Origin of the sequence: Paenibacillus sp. W4I10, from assembly GCF_030816325.1 — a bacterium.
Classification (GTDB): Bacteria; Bacillota; Bacilli; order Paenibacillales; family Paenibacillaceae; genus Paenibacillus; species Paenibacillus amylolyticus_B.
The window spans coordinates 2254532-2269412 of record NZ_JAUSXX010000001.1 but is presented as its reverse complement, the minus strand read 5'-3'; the positions used below and the strand labels follow the sequence as shown (position 1 = coordinate 2269412).

General features: G+C 44.5%; 8 protein-coding genes and 1 pseudogene. 7 read left to right on the top strand and 2 right to left on the bottom strand.

What is annotated here, in order from left to right; genetic code table 11:
• Positions 1 to 118 precede the first annotated feature (118 nt).
• The gene (locus QF049_RS10020) at positions 119 to 1597 is read left to right on the top strand and encodes a glycoside hydrolase family 32 protein (protein ID WP_307537037.1); all 1479 of its coding nucleotides are present in this window, start codon (positions 119 to 121) and stop codon (positions 1595 to 1597) included.
• 26 nt (positions 1598 to 1623) lie between these two features.
• Positions 1624 to 3606, top strand: a complete 1983-nt coding sequence (locus tag QF049_RS10015; protein WP_307537035.1) for a sucrose-specific PTS transporter subunit IIBC — start codon at positions 1624 to 1626, stop codon at positions 3604 to 3606.
• A gap of 186 nt (positions 3607 to 3792) precedes the next feature.
• Here QF049_RS10015 and QF049_RS10010 read toward each other — a convergent pair whose 3' ends face one another.
• Both QF049_RS10010 and QF049_RS10005 read right to left on the bottom strand, forming a co-directional pair.
• A complete protein-coding gene (locus tag QF049_RS10010) occupies positions 3793 to 4692 on the bottom strand; it encodes a manganese catalase family protein (protein ID WP_076214846.1) in 900 nt (299 codons plus the stop codon).
• A 131-nt stretch (positions 4693 to 4823) separates the two neighbouring features.
• A pseudogene (locus QF049_RS10005) lies at positions 4824 to 6552 on the bottom strand (cellulase family glycosylhydrolase).
• A gap of 260 nt (positions 6553 to 6812) precedes the next feature.
• On the opposite strand from QF049_RS10005, the gene QF049_RS10000 reads away from it, so the two are divergent.
• The 5 genes from QF049_RS10000 (at position 6813) to QF049_RS09980 (ending at position 14693) form a co-directional block, all read left to right on the top strand.
• Positions 6813 to 7643, top strand: a complete 831-nt coding sequence (locus QF049_RS10000; protein WP_307537032.1) for an amidohydrolase family protein — start codon at positions 6813 to 6815, stop codon at positions 7641 to 7643.
• A gap of 425 nt (positions 7644 to 8068) precedes the next feature.
• The gene (locus QF049_RS09995) at positions 8069 to 9511 is read left to right on the top strand and encodes a 6-phospho-beta-glucosidase (RefSeq protein WP_307537030.1); all 1443 of its coding nucleotides are present in this window, start codon (positions 8069 to 8071) and stop codon (positions 9509 to 9511) included.
• Positions 9512 to 9803: 292 nt separating this feature from the next.
• A complete protein-coding gene (licT, locus tag QF049_RS09990; protein ID WP_307537028.1) occupies positions 9804 to 10634 on the top strand; it encodes a BglG family transcription antiterminator LicT in 831 nt (276 codons plus the stop codon).
• A 210-nt stretch (positions 10635 to 10844) separates the two neighbouring features.
• A complete protein-coding gene (locus QF049_RS09985; protein ID WP_150367418.1) occupies positions 10845 to 12728 on the top strand; it encodes a beta-glucoside-specific PTS transporter subunit IIABC in 1884 nt (627 codons plus the stop codon).
• A 495-nt stretch (positions 12729 to 13223) separates the two neighbouring features.
• A complete protein-coding gene (locus QF049_RS09980) occupies positions 13224 to 14693 on the top strand; it encodes an Msr family ABC-F type ribosomal protection protein (protein ID WP_307537024.1) in 1470 nt (489 codons plus the stop codon).
• Positions 14694 to 14881: the final 188 nt, after the last annotated feature.

The window sequence follows — 14881 nt, the reverse complement described above, 5'->3', positions numbered from 1 at the left end:
CGGTTCCATTATGAATATCCAATGCGGATATGCGAACACGGGCAGGCATTAATGCCATATGGAATTATTTTTTTGTGACCATTGGAACCGGTTCCTACATTTTGAATGGAGAACAGCTATGAAAATGACTAGAGAGCAACGCTACAGACGAATTGAGCAAGCAGAGCCTGGAGAGATTGCGAAGCTTGAAGCACAGATATCCAAGTGTCCATGGAGACAGAGTTATCACATTCAGCCGATAACAGGTCTGCTTAATGATCCTAACGGCTTTGCATATTATCAAGGCTATTATCATCTGTTCTATCAGTGGTTTCCACTTGGAACAGAACATGGCATGAAATACTGGTATCATACCCGCTCGAAGAATCTGGTGAACTGGGAAAATGTCGGGATTGGAATCGAACCGGGTGGCAGGTATGACTCACACGGGGCTTATTCCGGCAGTGCGATTGAAAAAGACGGCAAGCTGCACTTGCTGTACACGGGCAATACCAGAGATGAGGATTGGGTCAGACACCCGTATCAATGCCTGGCAGTTATGGATGAAAGCGGTTCAGTAATCAAACTGAATGATCCCGTGATCTCGTATGTGCCAGCCGGATACACGGAACACTTCAGAGATCCCAAGGTGTGGCAACAAGGAGACACGTATTATTGTGTAATCGGTGCGCAGAGAACAGACGAGACGGGATGTACGGTGCTGTATCGCTCAATTGATCTGAATAACTGGGAGTTTCTAGGTGAAATCCGTACGCAATTAACCTCCTTTGGTTACATGTGGGAGTGCCCGGATTATATGGAGCTGGACGGGAAAGGTGTACTTGTCTTTTCCCCACAAGGCTTAGATGCTGCGGGAGATCAATATCAGAATATTTTTCAATCCGGTTATCTGATCGGTGAGCCGCTCAATCTCCAGACGAGAGAGTTCAAACATGGTGAATTTCAGGAGATGGATCGTGGATTCGACTTCTATGCTCCGCAGACGATGCAGGCTCCGGACGGAAGACGTATTCTGGTTGGATGGATGGGACTTCCCGATCTGGCGTATCCGACAGACGATAGTGGCTGGGCTCATTGTCTGACCATTCCTCGGCAATTGTCACTCCGAGACGGCAAGTTAATCCAACAACCTGTTACAGAGATGGAGCAATTGCGCCAGCAGGAGGGAGGGACACATATTTGCGCAACAATTGACAATGAGAGTCGATCCTTCACTGGTTTTAATGGGATTGCCTATGAGCTGGTATGTGAGATAGGCCATTTAGATGATGCAGAGGTTGTAGGCATCGAATTCCGGGCAAATGGAACTGAAAAAACGGTTCTTCTGTATGATCGGCTTCAGCAGAAAGTTGTCTTGGATCGGACCATGTCTGGTGCCGAACTGGCAGAGCAGAATGGCGTTGTACGACAGTGCACACTTACTGCGGAAGTGATTAAGTTCCATCTGTTCATAGATGCATCTTCAGTCGAGATATTTGTGAACGATGGGGAAGAGGTCTTTACCAGCCGCATTTTCCCAAGCCGGGACAGCGTGGACATTCGTTTCTTTGCACGCGGAGGCAAAGCTGATTTTGAAGCAACAAAATGGCATTATTAAGTATTACGTGAGAGGAATGAGATAACATGTCGGAGAATCAACGGATTGCCCAGGAAGTCATTCATGCCATCGGGGGCAAAGAGAATATCGCATCATTTGCACATTGTGCAACACGTCTTCGCATCATGGTGAAAGATAAAGAAAAGATTGATCAGAAAACGGTCGAGAACATCGAGAAGGTGAAAGGCGCCTTTTTCAACTCGGGTCAATATCAGATTATCTTTGGTACGGGAACAGTGAATCGAATCTTTGAAGAGGTTGAGAAGCTGGGCATCGAAGGATCGTCCAAGGATGATGTGAAGAGTCAGGGGAAAAAGGAAGGAAATGCTTTTCAACGGGCTATCCGCACGTTTGGTGACGTATTTGTACCCATCATTCCCGTTCTGGTAGCTACAGGACTGTTCATGGGATTGCGCGGATTACTTACTCAAAATGAAATTCTGGCGTTGTTCGGTGCAACACCTGATGATATTTCGGCCAATTTCCTGTTGTTCACTCAAATCCTGACGGATACGGCCTTTGCATTTCTACCTGCACTTGTAGCGTGGTCCGCATTCCGCGTATTTGGCGGAAGTCCGGTACTTGGTATCGTACTGGGGCTAATGCTGGTCAATCCCGCATTACCCAATGCTTACGCGGTGGCAGATGGATCAGCACAGCCGCTGCATATGTTCGGTTTTATACCTGTCGTGGGTTATCAGGGATCGGTTCTGCCTGCGTTCTTTGTAGGTTTGATTGGAGCCAAGTTTGAAAAGGTATTAAGAAGACGGGTACCTGAGGCACTGGACTTAATTCTGACTCCTTTTATTACGTTAACAGTCATGATTACGCTTGGACTATTCGCGATTGGTCCCGTATTCCATTCCCTAGAAGAGTGGGTACTGCATGGAACAACTGCCGTATTGGATCTTCCGTTTGGCATTGCAGGTATTATCATTGGATTCTTCCATCAGATTATTGTCGTTACTGGTGTACATCACATCTTTAATTTCCTGGAGATTCAACTACTGGAAAAAACGGGATTAAATCCGTTCAACGCCATCATTACCTGCGCCATGGCAGCACAAGGAGCGGCTTGTCTCGCAGTCGGTCTGAAGACCAAAAATATGAAACTCAAAGCACTCGCATTACCTTCTTCCTTGTCCGCATTTCTAGGCATTACTGAGCCAGCCATCTTCGGAGTTAACTTGCGTTACATGAAACCATTTATTATGGGACTGGTTGGTGGTGGTGTAGGTGGTTTCATCGCTTCCCTGTTCCATCTGCAAGGTACAGGCATGGCAGTAACGGTTATTCCGGGAACATTACTCTATTTGAACAGCCAACTGCCGTTGTATATCTTGTCCAACGTGGTTGCCATGGCCATTGCTTTTGCACTTACCTGGTTCTTCGGATATAAGGACCAACCGGTTGCAGAGGAATCGGTGAGCCATGAAAACAGTGGAGTAACATCAACTGAAGTTAAAGCAGAGGAATCTAATCCGCGTATTAATTCAGTTACTGATGCCGTTACAAGCAATCGTCCTAAGGTAGATTTTCTCGAAATAGCTTCGCCAATGAACGGTACTGTCGTTGCTCTGGAGCAGGTTCCTGACCCGGCGTTCTCGGAAAAACACATGGGTGAGGGCATTGCCATTGAGCCATCAGAAGGAAAAGTGTACGCACCGTTTGATGGTGTCATCGCACATGTCATGAACAAGAGTAAACATGCGGTGATTCTGGAGCATGAGACGGGTGTACAGATGCTGGTTCATATCGGAATTAATACGGTTGGACTAAAAGGAAACGGTTTTACCGCACATGTGAATAGCGGAGATCGTGTAACTGCAGGTCAATTGTTGATTGAATTTGACATGGACGTCATTCAGGCTGCGGGTCTGCCGGTGATTACACCTGTCTTGATCCCAAGTGGAAACGAAGCGATAGCAACTGTTACAGCAACGTCTTCTGGCCATGTTCAAGCCAATGGGGAAGCAGTACTGGTAGTGAAATTTACTGAACTACAATAGTGGCATGTAATCAGGGAAATGGTAGAGATTCATCTCTTCCGTTTCCCTTTTTTGTGTACAATCGTATGAAATCAAAGAAACAAATTATCAATAATCTAATTAAACAAAAAGTTCTAGCACACAAGGTAGCACCAGTTTACGGTGATCCAATCGACGCCCTATGAAAAACAAACGTTAATCGTGATCCTACAGACCAGCGTGACGTTTCAGTCGCTCTGCAATCTGCATTAGATCTTCTGCGGATATCCCTGGTGCAAATTCTTCCGGCAGATCAGGCAGCTCAGGTACTGGCCCTCCATACCCCGGCAAGCCTGCAAAAGCCTCCAGTTTACCGCCATCGGTGGGGTGTGTCCCTTTCCAAATCTGGGCAATGCCCTGATAATCCTTGTCACTAAACGTGTACAGCCTGCGATGTTCTCCCATCGCTTCCCACTTACGTGTCGTTTCAAAAGCTTTGTTATCCAGTCGTGGAATAGGAAACATCTTTGTTACATCCACACCCGTTGCAATTTCCAGTGCCTTGGCATACGCCAGAACGTGCACACCTCCACGTACAAGCAGATAACCAGTCATCTCTCGGGCAGTCTTGTTGTCTGTCATTTCGTAGACTCTCATTTTGTGGGTCCTGGCTCCGCATTCAAGAAAGAAATTATGCAACAGATCAAAGATCAGATTGCCACTGCTCACGACATATGAACCATTCCAGGGTCTTCCCATGGAGTCATACGGGAGCGCTGTCTGGGCAGATTCGATAAAGTGTGACGTCATCCGTGCATCTTTACCTACACGCAGTGGTGTGGAGTCTGGAGCACCTGGCGATGTTGAACCTTCAAGCATGAGATTAATCGTATTGGCGACAAGTTCGACATGGCCGAATTCTTCCGCGGTAATACTTGCAACAATGTCATAAAAAGGACGAAGCTTGGATCTGCCTCTGAAATTAAATGACTGAAACATATAGTTATTTAATGTTGACATTTCCCCGAACTTTCCACCAAGCAACTCCTGAACTGCACTAGCCCCATTAGGGTCGGGATTATTGGATATGGGTAGTTCGATAGCAAGACGGTCTACACGTTTAAACATGACATTTCCCCCTCAATCCTAGTTAGTGTAAAGGTATGAAGGGGCACTTGTACGTTATTCGATCATTTGTAAAACAAAAACAAAACGTTCTGCCAGAGCTTAAAGCTCTGAACAGAACGTTAGATGAGTTCTTATTTGGAAGTTACGCCAACAACGCTGGTTCCATTTTTCGTGATTTTGTACGTCAGCACATCTCCGTTCCAGAAATGGAACTTAAGTGTGACTTCGCCATCATTGGTTTCATTGAAGAAGTTAGGTTTCAGCTCAATCACATTACGTTCGTAATCTGGGCTAAATGTGTAGGAGAATTCTTTGAACGAAGTCCAGTTCTGTGGACCGGCGTTCTCTCCGTTTGCATATGTTGCTTCCATCGTGGCCAGCTGATTGCCGTTAAACGTAGTCGGAATGGCAAATGCACTGGTTGTACCAGTTGCATCGTTCAACTTAGGTGTGTCATATTTAATGATATTGAAGTTCCAGTCAGCACCTTCGTTGAATCCAGCTGTGAGTGTGGCATTTACGCCCAAATCACCAGAGGCTGTCAATTTGGTTAACAGATTGGATTTTAACGTAAGTACATCTTTTTTGATCGTATAGTCTTTACCTCTGACAAGAGGAGTAGTACCATGTTTCAACGAATTGAATTTGTTCCCATTCAGATTGAGTTTTACCTTCTTGTCTTGAATGGCTTCATTTTGTTTAAGATATACGAGGTCCGTTTCAGCTGTGGATGAGCGACCAGTCCAGCTGGCTTGCATGGTATTGAATAGTTCCTGATCAGACCAAGTAAAGTTTGTGCGCCCGAAGTGCTGTCCGTTGTCCCACAACATCGTTGTCATCTGTTTTTGACGCAGATATTGTCCAACAAATTCGAAGAATTTCAGTTTTTCGCCTTGCTCGATGACACCTGTGTGTTGGTCAAAACCAAGCAAGCCATACTCACCGACGATAACTGGAATGCCTTTCGCTGTAAAAGCATTGTATACCCGATCAAATGTGTCGGTAACGTCCTTCTGTACTTCCTCGTTATACTTGGTGTAACCTGCGATGTTCACACTAAATGGCCAGAACCCGTAGTAGTGAACGGTTGCAATAATATTGGTGTCATTCAATTTTTGAATGGTCTTATTCAGTTCATCCAGATCAGGTTGAGCGGAAGAGGTATGCATCGTTGGAAGCACAAGTGGACGTGTCTCGTTGTTTCCACCCGAAGTTCTTACGATCTTGTGAAAAGAAGTATTCAACTCGTCCAGCATGCGATATCCAATCGCTGCATCTGTTGTGCCGCCTTCGGAGAAGCGTGGTTCGTTAACACTTTCGAACATAAGTTTATCGGATGCATCTTTGAATTTGTCCGCAATCTGAGTCCAAGCGGCGTTGTAACGTGCAAGCACGTTGTCATGGTCTTTCTCCATGTAACTGATCCAGCGCCAGGAATCATGGTGAAGATTGATCATGACGTAGAGATCCGCATCGAGGGCCCAGTTTACCACTTCTTGAACCCGATTCATGTAAGCGGAATCAATTATGTACTCGGGTGCGTCACCGATGTGGGCTTCCCAGGTCACAGGAATACGGATACTGTTGTAGCCCTCAGCTGCAATCGACTGAATTAGTTCCTTCGTAATGCGTGGGTTGCCCCAGGCTGTCTCATCCTCACCAACGGCGTCCAGAGAGTTACCCAGATTCCAGCCAGGCTCCATGGCGTTCACATAGGTCTGCATTTTGCTTGGAGGGGGGTGAGGCACTGGCCTGTTCGCTGTTGTCAGTTGCAGCTGAAGCCATAGCGGAGGAGAATAGAGATAGAATCAGGGCAGTCACAAGTGTAAGAGATAGGACTGATTTGCGGTTTTTTTTCATTAATATAGTCTCCTTCGAATAGAGAATGGTTGAACGTGAATAGCGGTTAAGCAGGGTGAAAATAGAGCTCAACGCAAACAAAAATTCACTTGTTTAATACTAGAATCACCACCGATTTATGTTCTGAAAGCGTTTTCGTAATTTACTATATCATGATTTAATATTGGACAATACCTGCACAATTGGAATAAAAATCATGTGAAAATCAGTGATTGCTTTTTAATGATAATTAGATTTAAATACCCTGGGAGGGATCTAATATGAAGCTGGATGCACATCAACATTTCTGGGAATACAATGTCGCCGAGTACGGATGGATTGGCGAAGAGATGAAAACGATTCGTCAATCTTTTCTTCCGAAAGATCTTGAACCTTTATTGATCCAATCAGGACTGGAGGGATGTATTGCGGTACAAGCCAGACAATCACTGACAGAAACCGAGTGGCTTCTGCAGCTGGCAGATCGGCATGAATGTATCAAAGGTGTTGTCGGATGGGTGGATCTTTGTTCAAATGAAGTTCGGAATCAGCTTGAACTGTTCGCGTCCAATCCATATCTGAAGGGCGTACGTCATGTCATACAGGATGAACCTGATCTGAAGTATGTATTGAGAGAAGACTTTCAGCGCGGAATTTCATTGCTAAAAGAGTATGATTTGGCCTATGATCTGTTGGTATCCAAGGAGCAACTGCCTTATGCCGTTGAATTGGTTAAGGCGTTTCCTGAGCAGCGATTTGTACTTGATCATCTAGCCAAACCCGACATAAAATCAGGTATAATCTCACCCTGGAAAGAAGCGCTTGAGTCATTGGCCGCACAACCTAATGCGTACTGTAAACTTTCAGGGATGGTAACGGAAGCAGACTGGGCAAATTGGACACCGAGCGACTTTACAGCCTATCTGAATATCGCCATAGAAGCCTTTGGTGCGGAAAGGTTAATGTTTGGGTCCGACTGGCCCGTGAGCAACGTTTCAGCTACGTATTCTGAAGTATACGGTCTCATTAATTCTCACATTAATGCCCTACCTATATCAGATCAACAGATGATTCTTGGCGGCACATGTGCTGCGTTCTATCAAATATCGTAGTGGGCATTCCGAAGCTAAACCGGTTTCAAGAAGTTGACAACTGTTCTGATTCTTGCTAAAGTTTTATCCAATCCGCATAATCATGATCTGGGAATGTTACCGATATGGGCATAACCTGAGCTGGCTTGTTTACACGTAATCGTGTATCCAGGCTGGTTCGGGTTTTTTCTATTTAAGCTGAACAACCGATTTACACGTGACGACTGCGCGGCCAGAACAATCTTCCAATCGCTGATCCCCAGATTTTTTGATCCCTTTTTTAAAGGGGAAATCCGGTGATAAAGGCGAACGCTTCGCTTCTCCAGATTTTTTCTGTCCTCTCCGTTTATGTGTAATTGTGTAGTTCAACTTAAATATTTTGTCTTTTTAATGTTTCTTACGATTGGAGCGGATAGCTGAATTACATATTTGGAAGGAGAATGATGATGACGAATTTTAAATTTCCTAAAGACTTTCTGTGGGGTGGAGCCATTGCTGCCAATCAGGCGGAGGGCGCGTATCTGGAAGATGGCAAAGGACTGAGTATCGTTGACTTGCTTCCGACAGGAGAGAACCGCAGAAGTATTATGAAAGGTCATGTTCCAGCTTTTACGCCGCTCGCTACCGAGTTCTATCCTTCACATGAAGCGATCGACTTCTATCACCGTTACCCTGAAGACATTGCTCTGTTTGCCGAAATGGGATTCAAAGCACTGCGTGTCTCCATTGCCTGGGCACGGATTTTCCCGACAGGAGAAGATGCACAGCCAAATGAAGCCGGATTACAATTTTATGATAACCTGTTTGATGAATTGTTGAAAAACGGCATTGAACCTGTGGTTACATTGGCTCACTTTGATGTGCCTGTGCATCTGATCGAGAAGTATGGCAGCTGGAGAAGTCGTGAACTGGTAACGCTATTTGAAACGTACGCTACAACGGTATTCACTCGGTACAAAGACAAGGTGAAATACTGGATGACATTTAATGAGATCAACATGTTGCTTCATCTTCCGTTTCTTGGAGCGGGGCTGGCGTTTAATGAAGGGGATAATATCAAGGAAATTCAATATCAGGCTGCTCACCACCAACTGGTTGCAAGTGCACTGGCAGTCAAGGCATGTCATGAGATTATTCCTGGTGCCATGATTGGGTGTATGCTCGCCGCAGGAAGCTTCTATCCGTATACTTGTAATCCGGAAGATGTGTTCCAGGGCATGGAAAAAGATAGAGAGTCCTATTTCTTCATCGATGTGCAGTCACGTGGGGAATATCCGGGTTACGCCAAACGTTTCTTCAAAGATCACGAATTGAACATTGTTATGCAGCCGGGTGATGCGGAAATCTTGAAGAATCATACCGTAGATTATATCGGGTTCAGCTATTATTCAAGTCGTACAACTAGTACCGATCCGGAAGTTATCAAAAATATGACCAGTGGTAATGTATTTGGCTCGGTAGCCAATCCATATCTGGCGAAGTCCGAATGGGGCTGGACGATTGATCCTAAAGGATTCCGTATTACTGCCAATCAACTACATGATCGTTATCAGAAGCCTCTGTTTGTTGTTGAGAATGGATTTGGTGCCAATGACGTGGTTACCCCGGAAGGTGAAGTGGATGATGCATACCGGATTGACTACTTGAAACGGCATGTAGCTGAAATGGGTGAGGCCATTCAGGATGGGGTGAACATCATTGGTTACACCAGCTGGGGACCTATTGATATTGTAAGTGCATCCTCAGGTGAGATGAGAAAACGTTATGGCTACATTTACGTGGATCGTAATAATGAAGGTCAAGGAGAGCTGACACGGCTGAAGAAGAAGAGTTTTGAGTGGTACAAAAATGTGATCGAATCCAACGGAACAAACCTGGGTGACGCTTAGTCATAAAGGTAAATCGGATTAGCTCTAATTATAAGCAATCGGAAGAACCATGAATTCACGGAACTTCCGATTGTCCTCACATTGAAAGCGTTGACATATAGTCAGGTTCGCGCTATACTTGACGCAATTATATCGTTTCTGGGATTGTTACTACTCGAAGTAGGCAAAACCTAAGCACCAAAAAAAGCAGACCACCATGTCTTGTTTATTTTGTGATGCTTCAGGTTTTTTTTGTATGCCCAAAAGACGATGTATAACTGCCAAGAGAGTGGAACGTGACGGGGGGATTGAAGTGAAAATAGCAAAGGTTATCAACAATAACGTCATTAGCATCTATCAGGCGGATGGAGCAGAGCTTGTGGTGATGGGACGTGGGATTGCCTTTAAGAAAAAGCCGGGGGATACAGTAGACGAAACCCGCATCCAGAAAGTATTTGCATTGAAAAACAAACAAACTTCCGATAATTTCAAAATGCTGCTGCGCGAAGTTCCGATGGAACTGATTGAAATAGTGGAAGAGATCATCACGTATGCGCGTGAGAACCTGGGCCGAAAGCTGAATGAGAACATCTATGTATCTCTTACAGATCATATTAACTTTGCCATCGAACGTTATCGGGAAGGCGTGGAGATCAAGAACGCATTAATGTGGGAGATCAAACAGTTGTACAAGCCCGAATTCGAACTGGGTCTGAGGACGCTGGAACAGATCAACACCCGAATGAATATTGAGCTTCCACCAGATGAAGCCGCTTTTATTGCCCTTCATATTGTCAACGCAGAGATGAACGAAGAAGTTATTACAACGATGAATATTACGAAGTTTATCCAGCAGATTATTAATATAGCGAAATATCATTTCAAAATGGAATTTGATGAGGACTCTCTCAGTTATTTTCGCTTTATCACACATCTGAAGTTCTTCTCCCAGCGTGTGCTCAGTGGTACGCATTACGACAACAACTATGATCATTTCTATGACATGATTAAGGAGAAACATCCGGATGCCGCAGCGTGTACGGAGAAAATTGAGTTGTTTGTCAAAAAGGAATACAACCATGAGTTGACCAATGAAGAAAAATTGTATCTGACGGTTCATATCGAACGAGTGGTTAATCGATAATATTTAAATGTTGACAAAAATGGTTTAATTATAATAATATGTGATTAACAGGAATTGAATACGATTTAACTGGGATTGTTACTGGTTATGCAGGCAAAACCTAAGTCATGAGAAGGTCAGGACCATTGTGTCCCTTGCTCAAGGCTTAGGTTTTTTGCGTGCAAAAAAATCGGTAAAGGGCCTGTTTGAGAAAAAGTGGGGGTGCAGATCATGAGTCAAGAGAAACTGGCCAAAGAGATTGTAGAACTGGTCGGCGGTGAGAAAAATGTGGAATCGCTGGTTCATTGTGCAACACGATTACGGTTTGTATTGAAGGACGATGCCAAGGCAGACAAAGCCAAACTGGAGAAAACAGAAGGCATCATCGCAGTCAAAGAAAATGGAGGACAGTTCCAGGTGGTTGTTGGTAACAAGGTGCCTGAAGTCTATAGTGCCATTGGACAGATCAGTAACATTCTGGACGATTCGTCAGATAAAGAAAAACCTCGCAAAGCAGCCAAAGGGCTCGGGGGGATTATCGATATCATATCCAGCATCTTTGCACCACTTCTGGGTGTTATGGCGGGGGCGGGTATTCTAAAAGGGTTATTGTTGATTGCAAGCAATATCGGATGGCTGGAAACGACAGAAACAACATATACGATCCTGTATGCAGCAGCAGATAGTCTCTTCTATTTCCTGCCTCTGTTGTTAGCGGTTACAACAGCACGTAAATTCCAGGGAAATATGTTTGTCGCGATGACGATTGCAGGAGCATTGATCTATCCGTCCATCGTCACGTTGAAATCAGAGGGAACACCAACGGATTTCTTCGGTATCCCTGTCATTTTGATGAACTATTCATCTACAGTTATTCCTATCATTTTAGCTGTCATTGTCATGAGCAAGTTGGAAAAGTTCTTTAATAAAACACTTCACGATAGTGTGAAAAACTTTGTTACACCATTGTTTTTGCTAGTGATTATGGTACCACTGACACTGTTGGTATTCGGACCATTTGGTGTCTACGTTGGTAATGCAATTGCAGCCGGACTCGTTGCCGCATTTGGATTCAGTCCATTACTGGCTGGAGCCGTTATGGGTGCAAGCTGGCAGCTGCTCGTTATCTTCGGAATACACTGGGGTCTCATTCCGGTATTTATCAACAACGTTGCAGTGTATGGACAGGATGGTGTTAAACCCGCTGCGACAGCTTCGATCTTTGCTCAAACGGGTGCTGCTTTTGGGGTTATGCTGAAAACCAAGAACAAAAAACTGAAAACGCTGGCTGGATCATCCACGTTGACCGCATTGTTCGGTATTACGGAACCGGCCATCTATGGGGTAACATTACCACTGAAACGTCCATTCATTGCAGGAGTTATCGGTGGTGCAGTTGGTGGAGCTATCATTGGTCAAGCGGGTACATTGGCATTTGCATCCGGCGCACCGGGACTGCTGACATTGCCAATCTTCTACGGACCAGGTGGACAAGGCTTCCCTGGATTGATTCTGGGTATCGTAGTATCCTTTGTTGTTTCGGCTGTACTCACGTACATTATGGGCTTTAAAGATCCGGTTGAAGAAGAAACAAAAACCGAACCTGCTGCATCTGCCGAACAACCTGTTCGTGCAACGAATGCTTCGGACGAAAATGTATTTAGCCCAATCGAAGGAACAATTGTGGAATTATCGGAAGTTCCAGATCCGGCCTTTGCATCGGGAGCCATGGGTAAAGGTATTGCGATTGAGCCAGCTGTGGGCAGAGTCGTAGCGCCTTTTGACGGTACAGTTACCGTTGCATTTAAGAAAAAACATGCCTTGGCTGTAGTATCAGACACCGGTGCTGAAATATTGGTTCACGTGGGAGTAGATACCGTTAAATTGGATGGGCAGCATTTTGTTTCCCATATCAAGGAAGGGGACAGGGTCCAAGCGGGAGATCTGTTGCTTGAATTCGATATTGCACAGATTAAGGCTGCTGGTTATCACACGGTAACCCCGATTATAGTAACCAACTCAGCCAACTACGAGGATGTAATTCCACAGGCTACAGGTCAGGTTCATAGCCAGGAGCTTCTATTGAAGTTGAATAGCGGAAAGGGACAGGAATAAGAGTAGATTGATGTATTAATCTGATGGTGAAGTGTTTTCATCGTTCCGTTGACATGGTGGAATTGGAAAATTATAATTAGGATTGTACATCTATACATGATAATGAAAGGTGGATTATTGAACATGACACATGCGATGAGACTGCGTTTCCTCCCTTTGAATCGGTAATTGAATACGTTCAAAGGCTCTGACCATTGGTTCAGAGTAAACGGGATCAGTCTGTCATTTTCAATCATCCTGACCTTAAAATAAGTGTTTTACTCGCTTTCCCGTTTACGTTGAATCACAGGCCGTGGCCTGTGATTCTTTGTTTTTTTCTTCTGATTATCTTAATCAGGTAAATAATTAGGTAAAGGCGCTCAATACAGACTACTGGAGGTACCCGCTATGATGACGTTACTGTTCTATTGATACGAGCTGGCACGATAAGCTCGTATCGATAGAAGTGTGCTTCGCTATCGATACGAAATAAATCTTATTTCGGAGGTAGCGAATATGGAAAAGATATGTTTTGAATTAGAACAGGTTGAGATGACCTATATGGATAAAGTAATACTGAACATTGAGCGACTGGCTGTGCATCAACTGGATCGCATTGGTGTAGTAGGTGGTAATGGTCAGGGTAAAAGTACACTATTGAAACTCATTACGGGGCAGATCCAGCCAACAGCCGGAAAGGTAAAACGTTTTGCAGAGTTTGGTTATTTTGAACAAGTGGAACCACCCCAGTCTAACGAAAGTATTGAAGTTGATGGGGCTTTACTCAGTAAATTAGCCATACCTCAACACGATCAACCATGGAGTGGCGGAGAACAGACCCGTCTAAAACTGGCTCAAATGTTCACTCATTATCATGAAGTACTGTTACTGGATGAACCAACAACACACCTGGATCAAGAGGGCATTACATTTTTACTGGATGAATTGCGTTATTACTATGGGGCGCTTGTGCTGATCAGTCATGATCGTGCGGTTCTGGATGAACTGGTGACCACGATCTGGGAAATCCATCAAGGTGAGGTTCACGTATATTCCGGAAACTATAGTGATTATCAGGCACAGAAGAGGCTGGAGCGTGAACAGCAGAACCAGGCCCATGAACAATTCTCCAAGGAGAAAAGACGATTAGAACTGGCCGCCCGGGAGAAGATGAAGAAAGCTGAAAAAATAACGCAGGCCGGAAGTATGTCCAAAAAAGAATCCAAGGCAAAAGCAAATCGTATGGTTGAAACGAAATCCAAAGGTACCAGTCAAAAAGCGGTACACCGCGCAGCTAAAGCGATTGAACAGCGTATGCAACAACTTCATGAGGTAAAGGCGGTGCAAGAGGATCGGCCTATGATCTTCCGTCAACCAAAGACGTTGGAGCTACACAACCGATTTCCGATTATGGCAGATCGCCTTACGCTTGAGGTGGAAGGCAATGTATTGTTGGAGAATATAAGTTTTCAGATTCCATTAAAACAAAAAATAGCGATAACCGGAGCCAATGGCAGCGGGAAAAGCACATTGCTTAACCATGTTTTCCATGCTGGAGATCACATCACCATGTCTCCAAAAGCAAAGCTCGGTTATTTTCAGCAAATGAGCTATCGTTTCACGACAAAAGAGACCGTATTACAATTCCTGAAAAATCGTTCGCAATATGAGGAATCAGAGCTCAGAAGTGCGTTGCACGCAATGCAATTCTCAGGTAATGACCTGCTGAAGAATGTTGGGACATTAAGTGGAGGAGAAGCGATTCGTCTTCAATTATGTCACTTGTTTCTGGGCCAATATAACATTCTATTGTTGGATGAGCCGACGAATTTTCTTGATATGCATGCATTGGAAGCGTTGGAGCATTTTATCAAGGCCTATGAAGGAACGATTCTGTATGTATCTCATGATCAGAGGTTTATTGAAAATACAGCGGATCAACAATTTCAGATTACAGAGCGTCAATTAATTCAGGTGTCTGTATAAATCGAACTAAAGAACATTTACACGGATCACTCCGATGACAGAACAACCTTCCGATCGCTGTTATCCCCAGATTATTTTGATTCCTTTTATAAAGGAGTAAATCCGGGGATAAAGGCGAACGCTTCGCTTCTTCAGGCTCTTTCTGTCCTCTCCGTTTCGTGTAAATGTTTATTTCAATTTATATAGAA

Excerpts from the sequence above, each read along its gene's own strand:
- QF049_RS10020 (WP_307537037.1), top strand. The coding sequence starts at position 119 with ATGAAAATGACTAGAGAGCAACGCTACAGACGAATTGAGCAAGCAGAG.
- QF049_RS10015 (WP_307537035.1), top strand. The coding sequence starts at position 1,624 with ATGTCGGAGAATCAACGGATTGCCCAGGAAGTCATTCATGCCATCGGG.
- QF049_RS10010 (WP_076214846.1), bottom strand. The coding sequence starts at position 4,692 with ATGTTTAAACGTGTAGACCGTCTTGCTATCGAACTACCCATATCCAAT.
- QF049_RS10000 (WP_307537032.1), top strand. The coding sequence starts at position 6,813 with ATGAAGCTGGATGCACATCAACATTTCTGGGAATACAATGTCGCCGAG.
- QF049_RS09995 (WP_307537030.1), top strand. The coding sequence starts at position 8,069 with ATGACGAATTTTAAATTTCCTAAAGACTTTCTGTGGGGTGGAGCCATT.
- QF049_RS09985 (WP_150367418.1), top strand. The coding sequence starts at position 10,845 with ATGAGTCAAGAGAAACTGGCCAAAGAGATTGTAGAACTGGTCGGCGGT.
- QF049_RS09980 (WP_307537024.1), top strand. The coding sequence starts at position 13,224 with ATGGAAAAGATATGTTTTGAATTAGAACAGGTTGAGATGACCTATATG.